The sequence below is a fragment of the Pontibacter russatus genome, from assembly GCF_009931655.1.
Taxonomy (GTDB): Bacteria; Bacteroidota; Bacteroidia; order Cytophagales; family Hymenobacteraceae; genus Pontibacter; species Pontibacter russatus.
Genome location: NZ_CP047984.1, coordinates 2,774,143 through 2,800,393 on the forward strand (window position 1 = coordinate 2,774,143; position 26,251 = coordinate 2,800,393).

General features: G+C 54.0%; 24 protein-coding genes. 20 read left to right on the forward strand and 4 right to left on the reverse strand.

Going from position 1 to position 26,251, the window contains the following annotated elements:
• Window positions 1-141: 141 nt before the first annotated feature.
• From GSQ62_RS11205 to GSQ62_RS11220, 4 genes are all read left to right on the forward strand, one after another.
• Complete coding sequence (locus GSQ62_RS11205) at window positions 142-615, forward strand: Mpo1 family 2-hydroxy fatty acid dioxygenase (protein WP_317164377.1); 474 nt, start codon at window positions 142-144, stop codon at window positions 613-615.
• 24 nt (window positions 616-639) lie between these two features.
• Window positions 640-1,356, forward strand: coding sequence for a hypothetical protein (locus GSQ62_RS11210; RefSeq protein WP_161889585.1), 717 nt, complete (start codon window positions 640-642; stop codon window positions 1,354-1,356).
• A gap of 285 nt (window positions 1,357-1,641) precedes the next feature.
• The gene (gene fumC / locus GSQ62_RS11215; RefSeq protein WP_161889586.1) at window positions 1,642-3,039 is read left to right on the forward strand and encodes a class II fumarate hydratase; all 1,398 of its coding nucleotides are present in this window, start codon (window positions 1,642-1,644) and stop codon (window positions 3,037-3,039) included.
• A 509-nt stretch (window positions 3,040-3,548) separates the two neighbouring features.
• Window positions 3,549-4,487, forward strand: a complete 939-nt coding sequence (locus GSQ62_RS11220) for a TerC family protein (RefSeq protein ID WP_161889587.1) — start codon at window positions 3,549-3,551, stop codon at window positions 4,485-4,487.
• A gap of 523 nt (window positions 4,488-5,010) precedes the next feature.
• Here the strand turns inward: GSQ62_RS11220 and GSQ62_RS11225 are convergent.
• On the reverse strand, window positions 5,011-5,448 hold the full coding sequence (locus tag GSQ62_RS11225) for a hypothetical protein (RefSeq protein WP_202621769.1): 438 nt from the start codon (window positions 5,446-5,448) through the stop codon (window positions 5,011-5,013).
• Between the two features lie 443 nt (window positions 5,449-5,891).
• Between GSQ62_RS11225 and GSQ62_RS11230 the strand changes: the two genes are divergently transcribed.
• From GSQ62_RS11230 to GSQ62_RS11245, 4 genes are all read left to right on the forward strand, one after another.
• Window positions 5,892-6,281 (forward strand): methionine-R-sulfoxide reductase, encoded by a 390-nt coding sequence (locus tag GSQ62_RS11230; protein WP_161889588.1) that lies wholly within the window; start codon window positions 5,892-5,894, stop codon window positions 6,279-6,281.
• A 148-nt stretch (window positions 6,282-6,429) separates the two neighbouring features.
• The gene (locus GSQ62_RS11235; protein ID WP_161889589.1) at window positions 6,430-6,810 is read left to right on the forward strand and encodes a diacylglycerol kinase family protein; all 381 of its coding nucleotides are present in this window, start codon (window positions 6,430-6,432) and stop codon (window positions 6,808-6,810) included.
• Between the two features lie 62 nt (window positions 6,811-6,872).
• The gene (locus GSQ62_RS11240) at window positions 6,873-7,265 is read left to right on the forward strand and encodes a DUF6970 domain-containing protein (RefSeq protein ID WP_237586596.1); all 393 of its coding nucleotides are present in this window, start codon (window positions 6,873-6,875) and stop codon (window positions 7,263-7,265) included.
• Between the two features lie 6 nt (window positions 7,266-7,271).
• Entirely contained in the window at window positions 7,272-7,748 is a 477-nt protein-coding gene (locus GSQ62_RS11245) for a DinB family protein (protein ID WP_161889590.1), read from the forward strand.
• A gap of 97 nt (window positions 7,749-7,845) precedes the next feature.
• Here the strand turns inward: GSQ62_RS11245 and GSQ62_RS11250 are convergent, their stop codons facing one another.
• Complete coding sequence (locus GSQ62_RS11250; protein WP_161889591.1) at window positions 7,846-8,643, reverse strand: DUF4382 domain-containing protein; 798 nt, start codon at window positions 8,641-8,643, stop codon at window positions 7,846-7,848.
• A gap of 181 nt (window positions 8,644-8,824) precedes the next feature.
• Window positions 8,825-11,842 carry an AsmA family protein gene (locus tag GSQ62_RS11255; RefSeq protein WP_161889592.1) on the reverse strand — a complete coding sequence of 1,006 codons (3,018 nt, stop codon included), beginning with the start codon at window positions 11,840-11,842 and terminating at the stop codon, window positions 8,825-8,827.
• Between the two features lie 148 nt (window positions 11,843-11,990).
• On the opposite strand from GSQ62_RS11255, the gene GSQ62_RS11260 reads away from it, so the two are divergent.
• The 3 genes from GSQ62_RS11260 to GSQ62_RS11270 all read left to right on the forward strand — a co-directional run bounded on the left by GSQ62_RS11260 (window position 11,991) and on the right by GSQ62_RS11270 (window position 14,864).
• Entirely contained in the window at window positions 11,991-13,004 is a 1,014-nt protein-coding gene (locus GSQ62_RS11260) for a PorP/SprF family type IX secretion system membrane protein (protein WP_161889593.1), read from the forward strand.
• A gap of 63 nt (window positions 13,005-13,067) precedes the next feature.
• Window positions 13,068-14,306: a gliding motility lipoprotein GldJ gene (gldJ, locus tag GSQ62_RS11265; protein WP_161889594.1), complete on the forward strand. Its 1,239-nt coding sequence runs from the start codon at window positions 13,068-13,070 to the stop codon at window positions 14,304-14,306.
• Between the two features lie 81 nt (window positions 14,307-14,387).
• The gene (locus GSQ62_RS11270; RefSeq protein ID WP_161889595.1) at window positions 14,388-14,864 is read left to right on the forward strand and encodes a DUF4265 domain-containing protein; all 477 of its coding nucleotides are present in this window, start codon (window positions 14,388-14,390) and stop codon (window positions 14,862-14,864) included.
• An 89-nt stretch (window positions 14,865-14,953) separates the two neighbouring features.
• Here GSQ62_RS11270 and GSQ62_RS11275 read toward each other — a convergent pair whose 3' ends face one another.
• Complete coding sequence (locus GSQ62_RS11275) at window positions 14,954-15,640, reverse strand: ComF family protein (RefSeq protein WP_237586598.1); 687 nt, start codon at window positions 15,638-15,640, stop codon at window positions 14,954-14,956.
• 94 nt (window positions 15,641-15,734) lie between these two features.
• Between GSQ62_RS11275 and GSQ62_RS11280 the strand changes: the two genes are divergently transcribed.
• The 9 genes from GSQ62_RS11280 (at window position 15,735) to GSQ62_RS11320 (ending at window position 26,204) form a co-directional block, all read left to right on the forward strand.
• Entirely contained in the window at window positions 15,735-16,088 is a 354-nt protein-coding gene (locus GSQ62_RS11280; protein ID WP_161889596.1) for a carboxymuconolactone decarboxylase family protein, read from the forward strand.
• 76 nt (window positions 16,089-16,164) lie between these two features.
• Window positions 16,165-16,518 carry a hypothetical protein gene (locus tag GSQ62_RS11285; RefSeq protein ID WP_317164378.1) on the forward strand — a complete coding sequence of 118 codons (354 nt, stop codon included), beginning with the start codon at window positions 16,165-16,167 and terminating at the stop codon, window positions 16,516-16,518.
• Window positions 16,519-16,616: 98 nt separating this feature from the next.
• Window positions 16,617-17,378 (forward strand): exodeoxyribonuclease III, encoded by a 762-nt coding sequence (locus GSQ62_RS11290; RefSeq protein WP_161889597.1) that lies wholly within the window; start codon window positions 16,617-16,619, stop codon window positions 17,376-17,378.
• A 145-nt stretch (window positions 17,379-17,523) separates the two neighbouring features.
• A complete protein-coding gene (locus GSQ62_RS11295) occupies window positions 17,524-20,832 on the forward strand; it encodes a DUF4175 family protein (protein ID WP_161889598.1) in 3,309 nt (1,102 codons plus the stop codon).
• Window positions 20,833-20,862: 30 nt separating this feature from the next.
• Window positions 20,863-21,288, forward strand: a complete 426-nt coding sequence (locus GSQ62_RS11300) for an ATP-binding protein (RefSeq protein ID WP_161889599.1) — start codon at window positions 20,863-20,865, stop codon at window positions 21,286-21,288.
• Window positions 21,272-21,700, forward strand: coding sequence for an rRNA maturation RNase YbeY (gene ybeY / locus GSQ62_RS11305; protein WP_161889600.1), 429 nt, complete (start codon window positions 21,272-21,274; stop codon window positions 21,698-21,700). Before GSQ62_RS11300 ends, ybeY begins: the two co-directional genes overlap by 17 nt.
• A 65-nt stretch (window positions 21,701-21,765) precedes the next feature.
• Window positions 21,766-23,628: a tRNA uridine-5-carboxymethylaminomethyl(34) synthesis enzyme MnmG gene (gene mnmG, locus GSQ62_RS11310; protein ID WP_161889601.1), complete on the forward strand. Its 1,863-nt coding sequence runs from the start codon at window positions 21,766-21,768 to the stop codon at window positions 23,626-23,628.
• Window positions 23,629-24,516 carry a class I SAM-dependent methyltransferase gene (locus tag GSQ62_RS11315; RefSeq protein ID WP_161889602.1) on the forward strand — a complete coding sequence of 296 codons (888 nt, stop codon included), beginning with the start codon at window positions 23,629-23,631 and terminating at the stop codon, window positions 24,514-24,516.
• Window positions 24,517-24,590: 74 nt separating this feature from the next.
• Complete coding sequence (locus GSQ62_RS11320) at window positions 24,591-26,204, forward strand: Ig-like domain-containing protein (protein ID WP_161889603.1); 1,614 nt, start codon at window positions 24,591-24,593, stop codon at window positions 26,202-26,204.
• Window positions 26,205-26,251 lie beyond the last annotated feature (47 nt).

Below are 26,251 nucleotides of genomic sequence, written 5' to 3' on the forward strand. Positions count from 1 at the left end.
CCGTGGCCGCAGAAAAATTATATTCTGCTCACAAACCCGGCTTGCAAAGGTAAGGCAAAACGAGTATATTCCTTCTTTATTGCACCTCCAGGGCCCAGTTAGCTAAATACTTCATTTCCAAGAGCCAGCCATATGAAAACAATGCAGCAGAGGTTTCACGAGTATGGCCTGAGCCACCAGAACCCCACCAATAAGCTGATCCACTGGATATGCGTTCCGCTGATATTTTTCAGCATCACGGGGCTGCTGGCCAGCATCCCCAGCGGGGCCTTGCAGCAGTTGTTCCCGCCGCCGGTGCGGCCCTATATACATTTTGGCACTTTACTCCTCCTGCTTGGGCTGCTGTTTTACCTGCGCCTGTCGGTTGCCATGTTTCTGGGGATGGCCCTGGTGAGCGCGGTGGTGCTGTGGGCGGTGCATGCCGTGGAGGCCGCTTCCGGTACGCCCCTGTGGCTTATATGCCTGGTGGTGTTTGTGCTGGCCTGGGTCGGGCAGTTTTACGGGCACAGGTTGGAGGGGAAGAAGCCGTCTTTCCTGAAAGACCTCCAGTTCCTGCTGGTGGGGCCGGGCTGGCTGCTTGGCTTTATTTATCGGAAATTGGGGATACCGTATTAACTTTGCGGCACCAAAACGTATCCGATGCTGGAAATCATCAAGAGTTTGCTTATTGCCTTTTTTGCGGTGGCGGTGCTGTTGCCTGTGGTGCGTTACGCGCTGGTGAGGCTGTCGCCGGCGAAAGGCGCTGCTGCCTTGTCCGCCGACGAGCTAAAGTATATACAGAGGCAGGAACTGAAGCTCACGGTCGCCTATTTCTTTTTTGCGAGTGTGCTGGCGGTGTTCGGTGCGGGCATGCTGGCGCTCATCTCCAGCATCCTGCACGCCTCCACCGCCTATATGCACGTGCTGACGCCCAACTTCAGGGCCTTTTTTGCGCCGGGCTTGCTGCTGGGCCTCACGCTGGCCGTGCTGCCCCTGCGGCTGGTGCAGCGCACGCTGCTGCACCACGACTACGACCTCTACAAAACCTACACCCGCCAGGTGGAGGGCGAGCGCTCGAACCGCGTCTACAACCTGCTGCTGCTCGTGATGCTGGCGCTGTCGGGTATCGTGATATGGTATGCGCTGCGCTGGCACGTCAACATCAGCGAAGACAAAATTGAAGTCACCACCGTGCTGCTGGACCAGCGCGCGTACGACATGCGCGACATCCAGAGCATCCGTTTGCTGGGCGTGGAGGGCGAGTACCTGATTACTTTCTCCGACCAGACCAACATCAACACCACCTATCTCAAACCCATCACGCTGGAAATGATCGCCCTGCTGTCGGCGAAGTCGGGCAAGCGGGTAATCCGGTAGGGGCGGGGCGCCTGCCCGATGCACGGTCTTATATACAGGGAAGCCATTCCCGCTGATGCCCGTATGCATATAAAAGGGGCCAGTAACCGGTTTATATATAAACGGCGACTAAACGAGCAGGTAGAAATGAAAGACACAGCCAGGATGGCTTCCGCTCTACAGGGTGTTCAGGAAGCCCCTGTCCCTAAAGCGAAAAGTCCTGGGTTTTATGCCTTGATACTTTTGCCGCATTCCTTAGCTTTGCCCTATATACTTACTTCTAACATCCTAAACAGATAAAGCTATATGCAGTTTCGTGTAGAAAAAGACACCATGGGCCCGGTAGAGGTGCCCGCAGAAAGATACTGGGGCGCACAGACACAGCGCTCGAAAGACAATTTCACCATCGGCGGGCAAACCATGCCGAAGGAGGTGATCCAGGCCTTTGCCATCCTGAAAAAATCCGCTGCCCAGGCCAACGCGCAGTTGGGCGTGCTGGCCCAGGACAAGGCCGATATCATCAGCGAAGTGTGCGACGAGATACTGGCCGGTTCCCTGGACGGGGAGTTTCCGCTGGTGGTGTGGCAGACGGGCTCCGGCACGCAGTCTAACATGAACGTGAACGAGGTGGTGGCCAACCGCGCGCACGTATTGCTGGGCGGCAACCTGCTGGACGAGAAAAAGAAAATCCACCCGAACGACGACGTGAACAAGTCGCAGTCGTCGAACGACACGTTTCCGACGGCCATGCACATCGCCGCCTACAAGAAAGTGGTGGAGCACACGCTGCCCCTGGTCCAAAAGCTGCGCGACACGCTGCACGGCAAGTCGGAGGAGTATATGGATGTGGTGAAGATCGGCCGCACGCACCTGATGGACGCCACGCCGCTGACGCTGGGCCAGGAACTGTCGGGCTATGTGGCGCAGTTGGACTACGGCATGAAGGCGCTACGCAACACGCTGGCCCACCTGAGCACGCTGGCTTTGGGCGGCTCTGCCGTAGGCACCGGCCTCAACACGCCGGAAGGCTATGCCGAGCTAGTGGCCCGGAAGATATCGGAGTACGCCGGCCACGAGTTCATCACAGCACCCAACAAGTTTGAGGCGCTTGCCGCCCACGATGCCATTGTGGAAACATCCGGTGCGCTGAAGCAGCTGGCCGTGAGCCTGATGAAGATCGCCAACGACATCCGTTTGCTGGCCTCCGGCCCCCGTTCCGGCATCGCCGAGATCCTGATCCCCGAGAACGAGCCGGGCTCCTCCATCATGCCGGGCAAGGTAAACCCGACGCAGGCCGAGGCCATGACGATGGTATGCGCCCAGGTAATCGGCAACGACGTGGCCATATCGGTAGGAGGCATGAACGGCCATTTCGAGCTGAACGTGTTCAAGCCGGTGATGATCTACAACCTGCTGATGAGCGCCCAACTGATCGGCGACGCCTGCGACTCGTTCGACAAGCACTGCGCCGTGGGCATCGAGCCGAACACGGCCCGCATCAAAGAGAACCTGGAGAACTCGCTGATGCTGGTGACCGCCCTGAACCCGCACATCGGCTACGACAACGCCGCCAAAATCGCGAAGAAAGCACACAAGGAGGGCACCACGCTCCGCAAAGCCGCCATCGACCTCGGCCTGCTCACCTCCGAGCAGTACGACGAGTGGGTGCGCCCGGAGGATATGATTGGCAGTTTGAAAAAGTAGAGCCGCCATATTTTGCGTCTCATGCATTCCGATGGCAAAACAGAGAAGCAGCTCCGGTTGGGGCTGCTTCTCTGTTTTCAATACCCATATCCCGCAAGTTTAGCGGCAGCGCAACCTGTGGTTGCACGTTGCACCCAGCTTGTAACCGGCTTTTTTCCATATCTATACTTTCTCACCCTGAAAGCTGGTTGTCATACTTCCCCACATTTACCGCTGCGCTAAAATTTGCGGGACGATTTGACAATTTTCTAAATCCTTCTCCAGGGCACAAAGCCGTTGGCTTTACAGCAAATCCACCTGCCATCCTAAATACCATACTTATACCTGTGCTATAGTTAAAGTATGAGCAGTTGCTGTTTAGGCTGCTTTTCGTGTTTTCTATCTTGATTTAAGGCTTATCGTTAAAACAAGCTGTGCTTAGAGCCCGATCTGATTAATTTTGTAAACAAAACAGGTTTGCTTACAACAATCCCTTTACAAGACTTATAACTTAATCAAACTAAAAACTGATGGAAGTAAATGCCACTTTCTGGATAGGGTTCAACTTATTTGTGCTTCTAATGCTCGCGCTCGACTTAGGAGTCTTCAACCGGAAAGCGCACGTCGTCTCTGTGAAAGAAGCACTGACCTGGACGGGTGTCTGGATCAGCCTTTCCTTGATTTTCAACGGGCTTGTTTACTACTGGTTTGGCGAGACCAAAGCTATAGAGTTCCTGACCGGTTACCTGATCGAGAAGTCATTGAGCATAGACAATATCTTCGTGTTTGTGCTTGTTTTCGGTTACTTCCAGATCCCCGCCATCTATCAGCACAAAATCCTGTTCTGGGGTATCCTCGGGGCGCTGGTCATGCGGGTGATCTTTATCTTTGCCGGCGTTGCCCTCATCCAGCAATTCCACTGGACAATTTACATTTTTGGCCTCTTCCTGATCTACACCGGCTACAAAATGTTTACGGAGAAGGACAAGAAGATGGAGCCGGAAAATAACCCGGTCATCAAGTTCTTCAGGAGAATCATGCCGGTTACAAACCAACTGCATGGCGATAAATTCTTCGTTAAGCTGGACGGGAAGAAATATGCAACCCCGCTGTTCCTTGTACTTATCCTCATCGAAACCACCGACCTGATCTTTGCCGTTGACAGTATCCCGGCCATACTTGCCATCACGCAGGACCAGTTCATCGTCTATACGTCTAACGTTTTTGCTATCCTGGGCCTGCGCTCTATGTATTTTGCCCTCGCCCATGTGGTTGACCGCTTTGTTTACCTGTCCTACGGGCTCGCCATCATACTCGTGTTTGTCGGCTTGAAAATGGTAATGGTTGATATTTTCAAGATACCCACTTTTATATCCTTGCTTGTCATTGCTCTGATCCTGACAGTCAGTGTTGTGCTGTCCTTTATAAAAACCAGAAACGCAAATAATGCAGCTGACCATGAGAGTTAGGCAAGTCCTGTTTCAGACAGGTTTTTGAAGAAAGAACCTGCAGCTGTACCCTTCCCGGTCTTCTCCTTTTATTGGAAACCGAACGGAAAAGCAGCTCTCGGTCGGGCTGCCCCGTTCCGTAAGTTTAAGCGGCAGCGCAGTTTGTGGCTCTGTTTCGCAGCCTTTTGCAGCTGGCGTTCACCACAATTACGCTTTCACAAGTTGAAAGCTTGCTGCCGTACATCCCTCAAGTTATTGCTTTGCAAAAAACCTGCGGGATAAAGCATAAAGGAAGGTGAGGGCGGCTTTTTCGAACGGCAGAGCTATCCTGTCCTTTGGCTACAGACTTTGCGCCTATATACCCACAGCGGCTATGCTATAGCTTGCAGTAGCGCTATGGCATAGCCGCTGTGAATTTTAACCTGCAGAAACACGCAGCACCAAAAAGTGACCGCTTCTGATCAGGCTATTTTATATAGGAGAGTTTGTAAGCCAGCGGGATTTATATATAAACACTAGCTATAAACTCAACAAATCATATATACTACCAGCGATACAGTTCAGAGGGGGCGGCCTCCCAGGTGGTTTCCTCGGTTGCCTTCACCTGCATGGTGCCGTTGGAGGTCAAGGTCACGTTCTTCAGGTTGTAGATGCCTTCCTTCAGGTTTGCAGGCGTGGTCAGCCCTTCTACTATCGCCTGCGCCGGCAGGCTTCCTCCGTCTCCGGCAGCAACCGTACCCAGCACCTCAATGGACTTCATGGGGCAGAAGTAGAGCACCATCCTGCCGCGGCTTTTCTCCAGCCGCACGGGAGACAGGTTTGCCATCACGGTTTCGCCGTGCGAGAGCTTCTCCTCCTGCATTCTTTTCTGCAAAACCTCCGGCTGCGAAGAGGAGGTGATAATAACCTGCTTTGGTCCGCCACCAGAGGTCTGGTCGGTGGCGCCAAACAAATTTCGGATAAAGGTTGTGAAGGTGTTCATGATGCTAAACTTTTAGGTTATCAATTAATAAGAAAGGATCAATTGTCTAAGTCAGCAGGTTTATGTATTTACTTGCCAGCTCCGCGAACGGCTCATTAAGTTGAGAACGAGTCGCTCCCGGCTCTTGTTTTTCCTGGGCGCATATAAGTGTCTATGTACCAGTTTTTTGATGTGAACGTAATAAAAACAAATGCAAAATTCACCCTGTGTTATATAGTCTGCCAGCAGCCCTGTGTTGTGGCGCCGGTAAGTCAGGGGTTTTACCCGTTTCACCCCCACATAAAGTTCAGGGGCAGGCCATCACTCCGCGCTTCCAGAAGCTTTTTCCCAGTTTCATATAGAGCAGTCCCTATATAAATCCCGTTGGCATTGTAAATCCTTTTTGCCTTTTGATTGTTCTGGAGAGTACGCGTATATAAGAACCAACAAAAGAAGCAGATACCATGAAAGTAGCGAAAGACCCATCAGAGTATAACACGCTTACACCGGAGGAGGCGCGCATCATTGTACATAAAGGCACCGAGTACCCCGGCACGGGAGAGTACGAGCGCAACAAAGCCGAGGGCGTGTACTTGTGCAGGCGCTGCAACAACCCGCTCTACACCTCCGAGTACAAATTCGAGTCGCACTGCGGCTGGCCGAGCTTTGACGATGAGATAACCGGGGCGGTGAAGCGCGTGCCGGACGCCGACGGGCGCCGCACCGAGATTGTGTGCGCCAACTGCGGGGCGCACCTGGGCCACGTGTTCGAGGGCGAGTACCTGACACCCAAGAACGTGCGCCACTGCGTCAACTCCATCTCGATGAAATTTGTGCCGGCAGAGGACTTATGATAGCAACGGAAGACTAGAAAGCAGGGGCGGAAACACATCTGCTTTCTGCTTTCCATAGGCCTGCATTTATTCAAAGGCAGAATAACCTTGTGCCATCGGTTCAAGTAAAATCCGTTCATATAGCTTTAACACGTCCCGAAAAGACCCTATGGACAGACCATCCTTCTTCAGCACCCGCTACAACAGCTTTAAATTTGCCTTCAAGGGAATGACCGCTGTTTTCCGCAGCGAACCGAACATGCACCTGCACGTGCTGGCCAGCATCGTGGTATTTGTGATGGCTTACCGTTTTGAGGTGACGCGCACGGAGTGGTGCCTGCTGGTGTTCTGCGTGGGCGTGGTGTGGATGGCGGAGATCTTCAACACCTCCATCGAAACGCTGACCGACCTGGTGTCGCCGGAGCAGCATGTGCTGGCGGGCAAAACCAAAGACCTGGCGGCAGGGGCGGTGCTGATGGCCGCCATTACGGCCGTGGTTATCGGGCTGATCATCTTTGTGCCCTACTGGTCGGCGTATCTAAACAGTTAGCCCTGCAGGCTTATATATAAGAAGGGGTTTATTACCTTTGCCCCGCAACAGGAACAGGCGCTATGGCGAAAGCAGGCATTACAGCATGGGCATATGTACTGGCGGCCGCATTGGCGGTGGCCGGCTGCAAGCCGGGCATATCACCCATGATTCCGGAAGGCGCCACCGCCAATGCCATGGGCGCCCCTTGGCTGAACGAGCTGATACAGCAATTGCAGGAGGAGAAACCTGCCAACCCGCCCGCCAAAATCTACCGCTACACTTACCACGACCAGGAAGTATACTACCTGACCAGCCGCTGCTGCGATGTGCCCTCCAAGCTATGTGACATGTACGGCAACGTGCTGTGCCAACCCGACGGCGGCATAACGGGGAAGGGTGACGGCCGCTGCCCCGACTTTTTTGAGGCGCGCGAACACGAGACTTTAATTTGGGAAGATAAACGAGAACAATAAGGAACCATGACTGGAAACGACGTACTGAAAAACCTATCGGAATACAACATCTGGGCAAACCAGACCATGCTGGACGTGTTCAGCAGCCTGCCGGAGGTACCTGCCAACGCTGCCCGCCTGTTCAGCCACGCCCTGAACGCCCAGGCCATTTGGATTGCCCGCATCACCGGCACCGAAAGCCCGGTAAAGGTGTGGCAGGAGCACGACCTGGAGGAGCTGAAGAAGCTGCACCAGTATTCTTCGTATAAGATAGCGGAACTGGCGCAAAATGCCGATGAGGCCGAGTTTAACCGCCTGATAGACTACAGCAACAGCCTGGGCAACCAGTACAGCACCCGCGTGCTCGACATCCTGACGCACGCCTTCAACCACGCCACCTACCACCGCGCCCAGACCGCCACCGACCTGCGCAAGAACGGCCACACCCCGCCCAACACCGACTACGTGACCTACGTGCGGGAACTGATGGGGCAGGTGTTTTAGGACGTCGGATTTTAGACGTTAGACACAGGATTCCATATATAAAAAGGAGCGCTTTCATCGGAAGCGCTCCTTTTTATATATGGGACAGTTACAGTTCTTACTCCTGCGGCAGTTCAATGGTGCCGAGGTCTTTTATCTGGTCTTTCGTTACACTCACGTTTTCGACGGTTGTGTCGTGTGCAGCATCTTCGGTATAGAATTTAACGGTATAGGCTCCTGCCTCCACGCCTTTGATGAGGAAGTCGCCGTTATCGTTGGCAAAGCCCCCGATGGTATCATTGGCCGCTGAAATAACATAGATGCCCGGCTTGTATTCGGCGGGCGTTACCTTGCCCCGGATGCCGCCCGCAATGGCCTGCGTGATGGTGCGCACCACCGGCTTTAGGTTATATTGTCCGTTACCCCTTGCCACCACCGACTTGGCCGCGTCGAAGTCCAGCAGCACCATATAGGTCACGTCGCTCTCGAGGTCGGCATTTAGCTGAAGTTTTACCCCGGAGGTCTGGCCGCTTGGCGTTTTCAGGTCTACCACTGAGCCGTCTTTCAGCTTAAGCGTGTTGTCGTCGCCCAGTATCAGCCTGATCTGGGAGATATGGCCTGCCGGGAGGTTGGCGCTGGCCAGCAACGTGTCGCGGCCGTTCGCGAAATCCAGCAGGTTATATATGCCCGGGTGAATCTCATCGAGTGTAATCCAGCCGCTTTCGTTGTCTTCGTCCTCCTTGTGCACCTGCACCGACTCAATCTCCACGTTTACCTCCTCATAATCGCCGGGGGCGTCGGTGAGTCGGACTTCCATCCGGGAGGTGCCGGTGCTGTCGTCTGTGTCACTGTCGCATGCGCTGAAACCAAGCAGCAGGGCGCTGAGCAGGAAGGGAATGATGTGCTTTCTTTTCATATATAAATTGTATTAAGTTAAACCCTTATTCGGGCAAAATCGCATCCGTTATACGGCAAAACGAGAAATAGTTGCATTACAATATATAGAAAGGCAAAAATAAAAGCCAGCAGACGAGTTGATCTGCTGGCTTTTATATATGGAATCATATATAAGCAGGCATCAACCTGCTTCGCTGTTCCTATTGGTTGGCCCCTGCCTTTGTGGTGTCGGGGGTGGCTGCCGGCTTGGAAAGCTGCCGCAGGAAGCCGCCCACCTTGTCGGTGGCCTGCTTCTTAAGCTGCTGCTGCGCCTCCAGGCGCTTTTTCTCCAGTTCCTGCTGCGCCTTCAGCTCCAGCTCGGCTCTCCTGCGCGCCAGCTCGTTCTCCAAGCTGTCCTGCAACTGCTGCTTGCGCTGGTCCACCCGTTGCTTGGCCTCTTCCAACTTGTTCTGCACCACGCTCTGCACTACATCGGCTGCCTTCTCTTTCACGGAGCCGCCCGCCAGCGAAACCCGCGGATCGGAGTAAGTGCCGCCCACGTTCAGCTTCAGTGTGACGCGCTCCGAGCTTGCCAGGCTCTCGTTGCCGAGCAGGCTCGCGAGGCGGGTGTTCAGCTCGCGGCCCACTTTGCCGGCGGGCACATCCAGCGCGGTCACGTAGTCAATGCTGCCGTCGGCGCCGGTGCTGCCGCCCACCGACATGCCAATGTTGCCGACATCCAGCTTAAAGGGCTTCACCACCAGCTTACCGTCCACAATCTGGGCATTGATCACCTTGTTCTCGATCACAAAGTTCTTCAGCTCCTCGAAGTGCGTCAGGTTGCTGATCTTGTCTACAATCGGCACATTGTTTATCGCCGCCCGCAGCACCTTGATCACGCCAGTGCCATCCAGCGTCTTGAACACCGGCACCATGTCCTGGCCAAGCTCACCCGCAAACGCGAAGTTGGTGGAGAACTTGCCCTCCAGCACCTTGGCGATCGGGGCGAAGGCCTGCACCGTGTTGAAAGAATTAAACGCTTCTTTGAAGCCCAGGTCCTGTATATCCAGTTTCATATCGAACAGGGGCTGCTGCAGGCTCTGGGTGTTGTAGCTGCCGCTGGTGGCGAAGGTCGCGCCCAGCGTGTTGAACGTTATGTCGTTCAGCTTCGCCACCTTGTCCTTCACCTGCACCTGCCCTTTCATGTTGGCCAGCTTCAGGTTGTCGTACAGCACTTGCTTCGCGCTGATGTTCAGGGCCACGTCGAGGTTGGCGGGCACTTCCACCACGCCTGCCGCGGCTTCCTCCACAGGCTCTCCGGTATCCTCATCCACCATCCACTCGTTCACGTCAAAGCGGTTCGAGCTGATGTTGAAGGTGCCGCGCAGGGGCTGGTTGTCTTCCAGGGCATAGCCTATATAGTTCGAGAGGCTGCCGCTGGCCTGTATATCGCTCTTGCCCAGGCTGCCGCTCATGCTCTGCAGGTTGATGCGCTCGTTGTTGAACGTGGCGTTGGCCTTGTCTATCTTCATGCCCTGCGGCAGGTCGGTGCTCACAAAAGTCAGGTTGTTGACAGCCATGGTGCCGTTGGCGGTGATGTTGTTGTACTTCTCGGCCTCAATGTCGCTCATCTTGCCTTTGGCAGCCACGTCCGCGTTGATGCGGCCGGCAAGCGTCATGTTCTCGAGCGGGAATATCTTGGTGAGTTTGGTCAGGTCGAGGATGCCTTTGATGCGGCCATCGAACGCGGGCTGGTCTATGCCCTCCACCAGCATCCGGCCCTCCAGCGGCTCCCCGTCGAGGTTCATGTTAAAGCGCTCGATGTTGATGCGGGTATCGTCGGTGTTGCCGGTGGTGTTGCGGATGTTCGTCACCATGTTCAGGTCCTGGATGGGCGCCGGGAAATCCTTTGACTTCACGTAGCCGTTGGTCAGGTTCAGGTCGGCGTCTATCACGGGCATGCTGGTCTCGGAGTAGGTGCCTTTGGCGTCGGCATCCACTTTCAGCAGGCCGCGCAGCGTCATATCCTCCACCGGAAATACTTTTGTCATCTCCGCCAGGTCCACGTTCGCCTTCACGTTGCCATCCACCTGCATCGTCTCCAGGCCCTTTATTGTCATTTTCGCATCCACGGGGTTCTTGCCGAGGTCGAGGTGGAACTGGCGCACGTCGATGTTGGTGTTGGCCATTTCGCCGTCGCGGCTGTCCACGCTCATGTCCACGTTGATGTTGCGGGCGGCCTCCGGCAGGTCCGGGTACTTGAACATGCCGTCTATTATTTTCAGGTCCACGCCGTAACCGGGCATGAGGGTGTCGAGCATGCGGCCTTTCAGGTAGCCTTCAAAGCTCAGCTTTCCCTCCGTTTTGATATCCTCGAACTGCTCGCTGTACATGCCCGGCACCACCGACAGCACGTTGCGGAAATCCGTTTCGGTGGCGGTAAAGGTCAGGTCCATGTCAATCGCCTCGTCTGGCATCAGGATGGTTCCGGCAAACTTGAACGGAAATTCATTCACCCGGATGTTGTTGTCCTTGAACGTGTACAGCGACTTATCCAGGTCCATGGCCATGGTTACGTCGGCATCGAGTTTGGCATTCTCCAGGTAATTCACCCCGTCGTAAGTCATGATGAAGCGCTCGGCGGTGGTCTGCGACACCATATCAAACACATTCTGCTCAAAGTCGCCGCTGCCGGTGTGGTTCACGTTATAGCCCGCCATGCCGAACGGGATGCTCAGGTCGTCGTAATAGAGCGTGCCGTTGTTCACCTCCCAGCCTTTGATGGCCATTTTGAAGTCGCTGGCAGCCGTGTCGGCGGGCGTCTCGGCGGCAGAATCGGCGAGCATGATGTCCCAGTTGGCTTTGCCGCTCTTGAGCACAATAAGTCGTATCACCGGTTCGTCTAAGGTAATGGAGTTCACCTTCAGCTCGTCGCCCGAAATCACGCTCATCAGGTTCAGCCCCATCCGGAAGGAGGGGATTTGGGCCAGCGTGTCGGTGGCGAAGGAGTCTTTGCCGATCACGGACAGGTTCTCCACGCCCAGCGACAGGTTCGGGAAGTTGCGGAAGAGCGAGAGGCTCACGTCGTCTGTTTCGTAGACCACCCGGGCGTTAATGTTCCGGGCAATCTCTTGGTCCAGGGCCAGCTTGATTTTATCTTTGAAAAAAAGAGGCACTAACGCCGCTGCGGCAAACAGCAGGGCCAGGAAGACAAAAAAGCCGATGGCTACTTTTTTCATATATAAAACGGGTCTTTTCGTGGTGGATTTTGCTCTAAATAACGTTACAGTAAGGCTGATTAGCTAAAACCGTGCTAATTTATATATACGTTCCGCAGGAACATATTCTTCCTATTACAGCGCTGCAGCGAGTTTGTTTGGTATACGCATGGGTATAAAAAAGACTTTGATAATGTGCGTGTGCTGTCTGTGCGCCTATATGGCCGCGGCGCAGGACGTACACCTTACCCAGCAGTACGCCAACCGCCTGTCCCTCAACCCTGCTTTCGCTGGCATAAACAGCCCCTGGAGCGTGGCGCTCGCGCACCGCAACCAATGGCCTGCGCTCAACGGCTCCTTCGTCACCAACCAGCTTGCCGCCGACTTCAGGCTGCCAGAAACCAAGAGCGCCCTCAGCCTGCTGGTGCAGCAGGACCGCGCCGGGGTGGGCGGCCTGCAGAAATGGCAGCTCTCGGGCGGCTATGCTTACCACACCAACCTCTCCTCCAAATGGGCCATGTCGGCGGGCCTGCAGGCGTCGGCGGCCTCATTGCGCGTCAATTACGATAACCTGGTGTTCGGCGACCAGCTCACTGACAACGGAAAAGTGGCCGTGTCGTCGGCGGAGGCCAGCACGTTTGAGCCCAGCTTCTATATGGACTTTACGGTAGGCGGGCTTCTGTATACGGACCAGTTCTGGGTCGGGCTTACCGCGGCCCACCTCAACCGGCCCGACTACGGCTTTAACCAGGAAACCGCGCTGCCCCTGCGGTTCACTGCCATCGCCGGATATAAATTTTATGCTAAATCGTATGAGGAGCAGGGCCAGTTGTTCGAGCTGAGTTTTTCCCCGGCGGTTACATTTATCCACCAGCAAAATTTAAACCGCTTGGACTTAGGCATATATACTATTTACACGCCCCTCACGTTAGGACTCATATACAAAGGTGTGCCGGTGACGGGTGGAACTATACAGGACCAGACGGTGTCCATCATAGCGGGCCTGCAGCTGCGGAACGTGCGCGTTGGCTACAGCCACGACCTTGGATTGCAGGGTTTTAGCGCAGAGGCCGGCGGCGCAAACGAAATTTCACTCGTTTTTGAACCGTCCGGCATTAACAAATTGTTTGAAAGCCGCTTAGGCCGCAAATTAAACCGAAACATTGTTTGTCCGGCATTCTGATTTTATTTATAATTGCACATTAAATTCCGTTACAAGAACCTTATCTTAATTGGGTACTATTTTATGAAGTTAATTAAGTATTTATCAGCCGCGGTGATGGGAGGATTCCTCCTGGCCTCCTGCTCCAAGGGAGGGCAACCGACCAGTACTGACCCTGGCGACTACAGTAGCGCCACCGGTATTGAGTACGGGGAGGATGAAGAGGCTTTCGCGGTGCCGGATTACGCTGAGTTCCCGCAGGGGCCCGGCCTGGTGTTCATCGAGGGCGGCCGCACGGTGCTCGGCTCGATGGAGGAGGACATCGCCATGACGCGCGACAACGTGGAGCGCACGGTAACGGTGGCCTCTTTCTATATGGACGAAACGGAGGTGGCGAACATTCACTGGCTGGAGTACCTGCACTACCTGAAAAAGGACTCGCTGCCGGAAGTATACCAGGCGGCCCTGCCAGACACTACGGTCTGGTCGCGGCAGCTTTCCTTCAACGACCCTTATGTAACCTATTACCTGCGTTACCCGGGCTTCCGCTTTTTCCCGGTGGTGGGCGTAAGCTGGCTGCAGGCAAATGATTTTTGTATCTGGCGCACAGCCAAAGTGAATGAGAACTTCGCGGCCCAGGAATCTGGCGGCGGCGGAGGAGGCGGCTTCCTGGGCATCGGCGGAGGAGGCGGAGACGAGCCGGTGGCTGAGGGCGAGGCCCCGGGCATTGAGTCCGGGCTGGTGCTGCCGAACTACCGCCTCCCGACAGAGGCCGAGTGGGAGTATGCCGCGCAGGCCATGATCGGTACGCAGTACAACGAGGACGAAAACCAGAACAACCGGCGCCTTTACCCTTGGGATGGCCACCAGGTGCGCAACCCTTACGGCAAGGAGATGGGCAAGTTTATGGCTAACTTCAAGCGTGGCCGCGGCGACTATGCTGGTATCGCGGGCTCTCTCAACGACGGCGCCATGATCACGGACTATATCTACAGCTACCCGCCAAACGACTTCGGCTTGTACAACATGGCCGGAAACGTGAACGAGTGGGTGCAGGACATATACCGCCCGCTCTCTTACCAGGATGTAGAGGACCTGAACCCTTTCCGCAGAGACGGCTACCTGGATGAGGCGGAGAACTACGATTCAAGCGAGGGATACCACTCCCTGATCAACGACGAGGTTCGCGTGTTCAAGGGCGGCTCCTGGAAAGACGTGGCTTACTGGCTGTCTCCCGGCACACGCCGCTTCATGGCCCAGGACTCCGCCACCGCTACCATCGGTTTCCGATGCGCCATGATCAACGCCGGATCAAACAAGTAAGCGCTTTAACCCTTACCCTATATAAAAAGCCCGGAAGCAGTTCCGGGCTTTTTGCTTTATATCGATCGTAACACCTTATGTATGAGCGAGCAGGAAAAAACACATAAAATCATCTTCCGCTTTCACAGCAGCCTTTTCGGGAGAGAGATGGTGGAGACGCTCTGGGCACTGGAAGTAGATACAGCCCAAGGCCTATATAAAATAGACAGCATTCCGTACTACGTGCCGCTCATTGCCACGGAAGATGTGGTGCGGGCCATATATAACCAGATGGAGGAGGGCCTGCTGTACCAGGAAACCGTCACGCCATCCGGCAACTCTACAATTCAGGTGATCCGCCAAAGCGAGGAAACGCCGCTGCTGGACCTGCGTAAGGCGTTCGCAGCGTTAGGGTGCCTGTCGGTGGAAGTGAATGAGGATTTCTTTGTGCTGGAGGTGTCAGCTAATGTGAATTATGCCGTAGTGAAGGAAAAACTAGACGAGTTGGAGCAGCAGGGGGAAGTAGAGTATGCGGAGCCGTGTTTGTCGGACATCCACCGGGAGCAGACGAGCGCGTAAAATTAGTAACCTGGGCTGTTTATATATAGCTCTATATATAGAAGAGGAATAGTTAAGAGCGGCACACCTTACTTAACATTCAAATTTCTCTACGCTGCCGCAATCGTCGCCACGCTTACCTCGGCGGCGCCCGCCGCCAGCAGTGCCACCGCACAGGCCTCTAACGTCGCGCCGGTCGTCATCACATCGTCTACCAGCAGCACGCGCTTGCCCTGCACCAACTCCGGCTGCGGCACCTGAAACACCTGCTCCACGTTCTGCCACCTGTCGAAGCGGCTCTTGCTTGTCTGGGTAGAGGTATCGATAGCCCTATATAGGGCCTTGCCGTTGTGCGGGAGTTGCAGGGCGTCGGCCAGCCCTTTGGCAAAGCTCTCGGCCTGGTTATAGCCGCGCCGGCGCAGTTTGTGCCTGTGCAGCGGCACCGGCACTACGAGGTCAAACTGTTCGGAATACTGGTAGTCGGAGAGGAGGGAGCCGTAGCGCTGCCCCAGGTGCTCGCCCAGTTCCTTCGCCCCCTTATATTTGAGCCTGTGCAGCAGCCGTTGCACCCGGCCCTTGGGCATAAAGTGCAGGTAGGCAAACGCAAAGCGCACCGGCACCTTGCCCCAGAACCTGCGCTGCAGCGGGTTTAGCTCCGTTGCTCCATGTACATGCGTGTCGGTGTAAGGGAGTTTCACGCTGCACTTGGTGCAGATGTATTTCTCACCTCGGGCCATGGACCCGTCGCAGGCGTAGCAGCTCTGCGGGAACAGCAGCGAAAGCAGGTCGTCGAACATGGGCAGGGAACCGCGGTTTAAGGGATTATGGTTAACTTTGCGAAATCATATATACCTTTCATAGCTTACGGGCAACAGCATATAATATATAACAATGAGCTTAGTAGAAGAATTTAACGACTACCGCACGCGCATGAACGAGCGCATCATGTCTTACGACAATAAAGTGATCAAACGTTTCTTCAACCTCGACACCAACACCTATGCCGAAGGCGCCCTGGATGTGAAAACAAAGGAGATGCTTGGGCTGGTGGCCTCGATGGTGCTGCGCTGCGACGACTGCATCAAGTACCACGTGGGCAAATGCCACGAAGAGGGCATCACCGACGAGCAGATCATGGAGGTGTTCTCCATCGCCAACCTCGTGGGCGGCTCCATCGTCATTCCGCACTTCAGGAGGGCCGTCGAGTACTGGGAAGAGCTGAAAGCGCGCGGCTCAGCCGAATAAGCTACTGCTAATTGTTAGTTGTTGATTGTTTATATAGGAGAACAGACAATTAACAACTACTAATCAACAATCAAAGATGATGAAATTCGATTCCGACAACTTAGAACATAACTGGACACAGCTGCGGGCCATGCTGATGAAGCAGTTCGGCAAGAAGCCGGATATGAATGCCATCCTGTTCCTGATAGGCATACAGGAGTTGGGCAGGGGCATCCGGGAATTTACCAAGGAAGAGAAGCAGGACCTGATGCACATCGCCACCTGCAAAGTCTTCAGCCTCTCCGGCTACTACGCCTACACCGGCACCGACGAAGAGGGCTGGCCACACTACCAGGCCGTCAAACCCATCCCCTTCGCCAACCTGCGCGAGCAGGAAAACATGCTGAAATGGCACGTCATCGAGTACTTTAACCAATCTGAGGAAGCTTAAATAGACGCTGGATTTAAGACATTAGATTGTAGACTTTTTATTCACTAAAGGAGATCAAGTCTAAAATCTAACGTCTAACATCCTATGTCTCCAAAAACATGAAAATCATTACCTACAACGTCAACGGCATCCGTGCCGCGCTTACCAAGGGCTTCGGCGACTGGCTGAGAGCCGCGAACCCTGATGTGCTGTGCCTGCAGGAGATCAAGGCCGATGAGTCCAAGTTTGATAAGGCTTTTTTTGAGGCAATCGGCTACCACGTGTACCTGCACCCGGCTATCAAGAAAGGCTACAGCGGCGTGGCTATCCTATCCAAAGAGAAACCGAAGCACGTGCAGGTGGGCTGCGGCATCGAGTGTTATGATATAGAGGGCCGGGTGCTGCGGGCGGATTATGAGGACGTGTCGGTGATGAGCGTTTACATGCCCTCCGGCTCCAGCTGCGAGGAGCGCCAGGGCTTCAAGTTCAGGTGGCTCGACGACTTCCACGGCTATATCAGCGAATTGAAGCACCAGTTGCCCGGTTTAATAATCAGCGGCGACTATAACATCTGCCACCAGGCCATTGACATCCATAATCCGAAATCGAACGCCAACAGTTCGGGCTTTTTGCCGGAGGAGCGCAGCTGGATGTGCCAGTTCATTGGCAGCGGCTTCATTGACTCGTTCCGGCACCTGAACCCGGAGCCGCACAACTACACCTGGTGGAGTTACCGGGCAGGGGCACGTAACAAAAATCTTGGCTGGCGTATTGATTATAACATGGCTACCGAAAACCTGCGCCACCGGATAAAGCGCGCCGCCATTCTGACAGAAGCCAGGCACTCAGACCATTGCCCGGTGCTGCTGGAACTGGCGTAGGGGGATATACTAAAATACTCGCTGGTTGAGTTATTTATATATGGCTTTTTAGCAGCACATTTCGTACTTAACAGCAATACTTTAGCAGTATTTGGTTAACTTACCACTATAGCCGCCACGCGATAATTTCATTAGGACTATCAACATGAAACATCACGATGCACTCGACCAGTTGCTGCATCAGCTGCAGGAGTTCAAGCAGAAGTTCTACCTCAACATGCTGTTGCGGGGCAGCATCTTCGCGGCTGGGCTCCTGCTGTCTATATATATCATATATAGCCTGCTGGAGTATATGTTCTATTTCCCGGAGGCGGTGCGCGGTTTCCTGCTCTTCTCTTTCGTGGCGCTCGTCATCTACGTGTTCGTTCGTTGGATTGCACAGCCCATCTCGGCGCTGGCCCGGCTCAAAAAGATACTCTCCGACGAGCAGGCGGCGCAGCGGGTCGGGTCGCACTACCCCGAGATCCGGGACAAGCTGCTCAACGCCATCCAACTCAGGAACCTGGACCGCACCAATGCCCTGATCGCGGCCAGCATTGAGCAGCGCACGGGCCAGTTGGGTTCTTTCCGCTTTACGGATGCAGTGACCTACCGGGAGAACAGGCCCCTGCTGAAGTACATCGCCTTGCCAGCCCTTATTGCGCTGCTCATCGCGCTGGTGTACCCCACTATTTTTGTGCAGGGCACAGAGCGCATCCTCAACTACAAACGCCATTACGAGCCGCTGGCCCCATTTGAGTTTGTGGTGCAGAACGACCAACTGCAGACATATAGGGGAGAGGACTTTGAACTGAAGGTGGACGTGGAAGGCAAAGCCGTGCCCAGCGAGGTGTTCATCAACTACAACGGGCGGCGCCAGAAGCTGAACCCGAATGCCGACGGCACCTACACCTATACCTTTAAGCAACTGCAGAAGCCGGTGGAGTTCCAGCTGGAAGGCTCCGGTTTCATGTCGGATGATTACACGCTGCAACTGCTCTCGCGTCCCATCCTCAAGGACTTCCGGATGCTGGTGCAGTACCCTGACTACCTGAAGCGCAAGCCGGAGGAGATACAGAACACAGGCAACGCCAACATACCGGAAGGCAGCACCGTTACCTGGGATTTCGCCGCCGCTGAGACTGACTCCATTGCCTTAGCCTTCGCAGAGCCTGTTGAAGTCATATCCGCCGGAAAAGACGGCAACAGCTTTAGCGCCAGCAAAAAATTCAACAAGAGTCGCAACTATAGCATCAAGCTGCGCAACAGGCACAGCAGCAATAAGGAGGAGATAAACTACCAGATCACCACCATCCCCGACCGCAACCCGCAAATCAGCATGGAGCAGTTTCAGGACACAGTGCTATATGCCTATACCGTGCTGGGCGGCGATGTGTCCGACGATTATGGATTGACGCGCCTCGCGCTGCACTACCGCATCAGCAATGGCGAAAACCCGGACGCCAAATACAAGAGCCAGCCGCTTGCCCTGAACACGCAGCAGCTCAGCCAAACCTATTACTACCAGTGGAACACCGCCGCGCTGAACATGCAGCCGGGCGATAAGTTGGAGTACTTCGTGCAGGTATGGGACAATGACGGCCTGCAGGGGCCTAAATCTGCCCGCACCCGCACCTTCGAGCTGAAAGTGCCGGACAAACGCGAACTGCAGCAGGAACTGGACAACAACTCCCAGTCGATAGCCAGCCAGATGAGCCAGACCCTGAACAAAGCCGCGCAGTTGCAGGAAGAGCTTGAGCGGTCGGGGGAGAAGATGAAGACCAAGCGTGAGATGGACTGGCAGGACAAAAAGCAGCTTGAGAACCTGATGGCGAAGAAGAAGCAGTTGGAGCAGGATATATCTTCCATGAAGGAGTTGTTTGGCGAGCTCAACAAAAAGCAGAACATGCTGAGCGAGCAGGACAAGCAACTGGCAGAAAAAGCGCAGGAGCTACAGAAGCTCATGAACGACCTGCTGGACCCGGAGACAAAGAAGCTATACGAAGAGTTGGAGAAACTGCTGCAGCAACAACGCCCGAACGATGCCGAAATGCAGCAACTCCTCAGCAAGCTCGACAACAAAGAGCGGAACCTGGAGCGGGAGCTAGAGCGGGCGCTAGAGCTTTTCAAGCAACTTCAGTTCGAGCAGAAGCTGGATAACATTGCCGAGAAACTGCAGGAAATGGCCAAGGAGCAGCAGCAACTGGCCGAAAAGACTGAGCAGAAGCAGGAGGAAAACCCCCAATTGCAGGAGGAACAGAAAAAGCTGCAGGAGGAATTTGAGAATGTGAAGGAGGAGATGAAGGAACTGGGCGAACTGAACGAAAAGATGGACCAGCCCAACCAGATGGACGAGCAACAGCAGGAGCAGGACCAGCAGGATGTGGAGCAGGACATGCAGCAGAGCCAGGAGCAACTACAGAAAGAGCAGAACAAGAAAGCCAGCGAGTCGCAGCAGAAGGCAGGGCAGAAGATGGAGCAGATGGCCAAGCAGATGGAGCAGATGAGCAGTTCGATGAGCATGGAAAGCATGTCGCAGAACCTCGATAATCTCCGCGACATCTTGGAGAACCTGATCAAGCTCTCCTTCGACCAGGAAGACCTGATGAAGCAGTTCCGCGGCGTGAACCAGAGCGACCCGCGGTTTATCACTCTCTCCGAGCAGCAGCTAAGCCTGCGAGACAATGCCCAGGTAATCGAAGACAGCCTCTATGCCCTGGCCAAGAAAGTGTTCCAGATAGAGTCGTTCGTGACGCGCGAGGTTTCGGCCATGAACCAGAGCATGGACAATAGCGTGCAGGAACTCCGCGACCGCAACGTGGGCAAAGCCAATGCGCAGCAGCAACTGGCCATGACGAGCATGAACAACCTGGCGCTGATGCTGAGTGATGCCATGAAGCAGATGCAGCAGGCCATGCAGCAGATGGGCAATATGGCGGGCAAGCAAAAAGGCAACAAACCAAAGCCGGGGGAGTTGGGGGATATGCAGCAGCAATTGAACAAAAAAATCGAGGAATTGAAAAAAGGAGGCAAGTCGGGTAAGGCACTTTCTGAAGAATTAGCTAAATTGGCTGCGGAGCAGGAGGCGCTTCGCCAGGCGCTGAAAGAATTGGAGAAGCAGGGCCAAAAACCCGGCGAAAAGGGGCAGAACGGCGATATGGGAAATATCAGTAAGATGATGGAACAAAGCGAGGTTGATCTCGTTAATAAACGTTTGACTGAACAAACCCTGATGCGGCAGCGGGAAATACTCACCCGGTTGCTCGAAGCGGAGAAGGCTGCCAAGGAGCGGGAATTGGACAATAAACGAGAGGCTAAGACGGCGCAGGACATGGCACGCACCATTCCTCCCTCGTTTGATAAATACATCAAGGCAAAAGAAAAACAGACGGAGTTGCTCAAGACCGTACCACCTGCCCTTACACCTTATTACAAGCAGAAGGTAAATGAGTATTTCCAGAACATCAGTAAATAAGACGCACCTATTTTACACTTAACGATTAATATGAATCAGGTTAAAATTCAGATTCCTTCCCTAATCGAGAACATCAGAGTAATAGAAAGCTTTATTGATAACTCAAAAGATGAATTTGAGTTTGAAGATGACATCTATGGCAATATAATGGTTGCTGTTACGGAGTCTGTGAATAACGCTATCCGTCACGGGAACAAGTTTGACAAGGATAAGAACGTATACCTGACACTGCAGGTAGAGGACAACAAGCTGCTTTTTGAAGTAGAGGACGAAGGACCGGGGTTTGATTACGAGAACTTGCCGGACCCGACTGCACCCGAGAACCTGGAGAGCCCCGGCGGCCGGGGCATTTTCCTGATGCGCAACCTCTGCGATGAAGTTTCCTTTGACAACAACGGCAAGAAAGTACGGCTCATCTTTAATGTCTTACCCGCAACCAATGGAACATCCTATTGAGTTCTTTAGCGAAGACATCGCGTTTGAGCTAGATGAACCGGATCAGGTTTCAGATTGGATTGCAACAGTTATCGCACAGCACGGGCAGGAGTTAAGTGGCCTCACCTACGTCTTCTGTTCTGACGATTATCTCCACCAGATAAACGTGGAGTACCTCGACCACGATACCCTCACCGACATCATCACCTTCAACAATGCCGATACAGAGGGCACCGTTGAAGGTGATGTTTTTATTAGCGTAGACCGCGTGCGCGACAACTCCAGCGACCTTGGCACTTCTTTCAGGGACGAACTGCACCGCGTAATCATTCACGGTGTGCTGCACCTGCTCGGCTTCACCGATAAGTCAGAAGAGGAAGAGGCACTTATGCGCAAACAAGAAGATTCTTCCTTATCTTTGCGAAAGTTTTAAAGGCAAAAAGGAATTCCCAATCTCCCGCAGATGTTTCACGTGAAACGTCTCTAAATCCAGAATACATGTTTCCAGAATATGATGTAATAGTTGTTGGTGCCGGACACGCGGGCTGTGAGGCCGCCGCGGCTGCCGCCAAGATGGGTTCAAAGGTGCTGCTGGCAACTATGAACATGAATACCATTGCGCAAATGTCATGCAACCCGGCTATGGGTGGTGTGGCCAAAGGACAGATAGTTCGGGAGGTGGATGCCCTGGGAGGAATGAGCGGCATCATCACCGACCAGACCATGATCCAATTCCGCATGCTGAACAAGTCGAAAGGGCCAGCCATGTGGAGCCCGCGCGCACAAAGCGACCGTATGCGGTTTGCAGAAGCGTGGCGCCTGAGCCTGGAGCAAACAGAGAACATTGACTTCTGGCAGGAGATGGTGACAGGCATCGAAGTAGAGGGTGGTAGAGTCGCTGGCATACGCACAAGCCTGGGGATAACTATCAGAGGAAAGGCGGTAGTACTCACGAATGGCACCTTTTTGAATGGTATTATCCACATCGGAGAAAAGCAATTGGGTGGTGGACGCGCCGCTGAAAAAGCAGCCAAAGGCATCACGGAGCAATTGGCAGAACTGGGTTTTGAAGCAGGCCGCATGAAGACCGGAACGCCTCCGCGGGTAGACGGCCGCTCCCTCGACTACAGCCGAATGGAAGAACAATTCGGAGACGAGGAGCCATCAAAGTTTTCTTATACCGACACAGAGCCATTGCAGCAGCAAAGAAGTTGCTATATCACCTACACCAATTCGGAGGTGCATGATATCCTGAAAACAGGATTTGAAAAATCACCGATGTTCCAGGGCCGCATCCAGGGACTAGGGCCACGCTACTGTCCATCCATTGAAGACAAGATTAATCGTTTTGCTGACCGTGACAGGCACCAGATATTTGTGGAGCCGGAAGGATGGAACACGGTGGAGGTATATGTAAACGGCTTCTCCAGTTCCTTGCCAGAGGATGTACAGCTAAAAGCGCTGCGTAAAATCGAAGGGTTTGAGAACGCGAAGATGTTCCGGCCGGGCTACGCCATCGAGTACGACTTCTTCCCGCCCACACAACTGAACCTGACACTGGAAACAAAGCTAGTGGAGAATCTGTACTTCGCTGGCCAGATAAACGGCACCACCGGCTACGAAGAGGCGGCTTGCCAGGGACTGATGGCGGGTATCAACGCGCACAACAAAGTCAATAAAAAAGCTCCATTTGTGCTGAAGCGCTCGGAGGCATATATAGGCGTATTGATAGACGACCTCGTGAACAAAGGGACCAACGAGCCTTACCGCATGTTTACTTCCCGCGCCGAGCACCGCATTCTGCTGCGCCAGGACAACGCCGATATCCGCCTTACCAAGCTTGGCTACGAGCTTGGCCTGGCAGACGAAACCCGCAAAAAGAATGTGGATAAGAAGATAGAGGAAACAGGTGAAATCATCGCCTACTTGAATAATAAGCCGATTGAGCCAGGAGAAATCAACAGCCTGCTGGAGGAAATGGGCTCTGCCCCAATCGTAGAAAAGCAGCGGGCCGGACAACTCATCAAGCGGCCGAATATCGAGATAGAGCATATAGCAGCGGCAGTGCCCGCAGTAGCTGACTACCTGAGCAAGTTTAGGGCTGACAGCGTGGAGCAGGCGGGCATACAGGTGAAATACGAAAGCTATATCGTGAAGGAGTACAGCATGGCCGCCAAAATGAGCGAGCTCGAGAACTACATCATCAAAGAAAGAATAGACTACCGTAACATACCTGCCCTGTCGGCGGAGGCGAAGGAGAAGCTGCTGAAGATAAACCCTGAAACAATTGGGCAAGCCTCCAGAATAAGCGGCGTAACGCCAGCCGACATATCAGTGCTTATGGTATACCTGGGAAAATAAATGAGCTACGAAAGACTGGAACATTGCCCGATTTGCGGCAAAACAGAGTTTAAAAATTTTATAGTAGTAACAGACAACGCGGTATCAAAAGAGAGCTTTGTGATTGTGGAATGCGAGAACTGCACCTTCAAGTTCACAAACCCGAGGCCGGACATGCAGAGCATCGGGCAATACTACGAGTCGGAGGAGTATATCTCGCACAGCAACACCAAGACAGGCATTATCAACAGGGCCTACCATGTGGTGCGCTCCATCACCACAAAGCAGAAAGTAGAACTCATTAATAGACACGCGCCAGCAAAGGGCAGCGTCATGGACTATGGCTGCGGCACGGGCGTGTTCCTGGCGGCCTGTAAAAAAGATGGCTGGGAAGTACGGGGCATAGAGCCGAACGCAAAGGCACGGGAGGCGGCATCGGCAGAAACAGGCGAGATAATAGCCTCGAGCCTGCAGGATGTGCAGGGCGAAAAGTTCGAGGTGATTACGCTGTGGCACGTGCTGGAGCATATCCACAAGCTGAATGAAACCATGAGCCAGTTGCTGGAGAACCTGCAGGAAGACGGCACGCTGATCATTGCTGTGCCCAACGCCGACTCGCATGACGCGAAGGAGTACAAGGAGAACTGGGCCGCCTACGACGTGCCACGCCACCTGTACCATTTCACGCAGGCCACCATGAAGCGCTTCCTGAAGAAGCATAAAATGAAGCTGGAGGAAGTACTGCCGATGAAGTTTGACGCCTATTATGTGAGCCTGCTCAGCGAGAAACACAAGGACGGCAAAACCCATATGCTCAACAGCGTGCTGAACGGCTATAAGTCCAACAGCTACGCTGAGAAGCACGGGAACGATTACTCCAGCTTGATTTTTGTGGCAAAAAGAAAATAAAACACGCCGCAAGACGTGTGATACCTGATAGGCAAGCGAAAGTTTGCCTATTTTGATTTTGAGACATGATGCAAATGAAATTGACAAGAGCAGCCGTAGTGGCAGGGATACTGGCAGGGATAACGGCCTGCGCCACCATCAACGCGCCGGAAGGCGGGCCAAAGGACCTGACACCACCCACGCTGCAATCGAGCAGCCCGCAGGACCAGCAACTGAACGTGCAGACAAAGACCATCCGCCTGGTGTTTGATGAGGAAGTGCAGCAGGACAACCTGCTGAAGGAACTGCTGATTACGCCGACCATGAACAACAGGTACGAGGTAAGGTCTGACAAGACCGAACTTACGCTGGAGTTTGAGGAACCGCTGCCGGACAGCACCACCTTCACGTTCAACTTCCGGGAGGGCATCGTGGACATCACCGAGAAGAATGTGGCACAAGGCCTAAAAATTTCCTTCAGCACCGGCTCGTTCATAGACTCCAGCAGCGTGAGCGGAAAAGTGGTGAACCTGCTGAAGCAGACGCCGGAGAAAGGCGCTGTAGTTGCCCTATATCAGGCAGAGGACACCATGAATTTCCGTAAGCACAGGCCTTACTACCTCGCTAACACCGACTCAGCGGGCAGTTTTGAGATAGAGAATATAAAGGAAGGCAGCTACCGCATATATGCGCTGGTGGACAAGAACAGCAATTCGTTCTATGACAACGAAGACGAAAGAGTCGCTTACCTGACAGAGCCGATCCGGATATTGCCCGGCACAGATTCGGTGCTGCTGCAAACCGTGCGGATAGACACTAAGAAGCCTATCCTGCTGCAGCGGGAAAAATTCCTGGACCGGTTTATCGCCAACTACAACGAAGGCATCCAGCAGTTCGTTTCGACACCTGCGTCCAGCAAAGCCGACACCATTGTGCATCGAGTCAGCGCCGACGGGAAGGCTGTAGAGATGTTTAAAACCGCAGGCTTCGGTGGTGGAAAAGCCATTCTTGCTGCTGTTGACTCTGCTGGCAATATCACCGCAGACACTATTGATATAGCCTTTGAAGGGAAGCGGGCACAGCGGGTAAAGGGCGCGCAGCTCAAAGTTATGAACACCGCTTCAGGCAGCGGCTACAGGGCCGGGCAACCGGTGACGCTGGTGCTTGAGACGCCCGTGAAAATCACAGGCAATGCCCCGGTTACCCTGATGGCAGACACTGTGGTGTTCCAGCAGCTGACGTATCCGGAACAACTCAGCCTGGACAAGACGGGAACAGAGTTGAGGTTTACCCTGCCTAAAGTAGGGGATCGCGTCACGCAATTAGAGATCGTGCTCGATAGCACTGCAATTGTGCCATTGGTGGGAGACCCGCTTTCATTCAGCCCCATCAGCCTGCCAGTAGCAGAGGCGGGCGGAACCGGATCAATTACTGGCGCTGTCATCACAGAAAATGAATCTTATATAGTACAACTCCTCAACAGCGAGTACAAAGTGGTGGAGGAGCGGAAAAACCCTCAACAAATAGTATTCAAAGACCTGGAGCCCGGGCCGTACAGGATAAGGGTAATGGTGGATGAGAACAACAATGGGAAATTCGAAAAAGGCGACCCGGAGATGAAGCGGCTGCCGGAGAAAGTATATATATACCCCGAGGTGGTTGACGTGCGCGCGGGATGGGAGAGAGAAGACATCAACCTGGAGTTCTAACCGCAAGCAGGAACCATATATGTAAAGGAGGCCATGGCGCCTCCTTT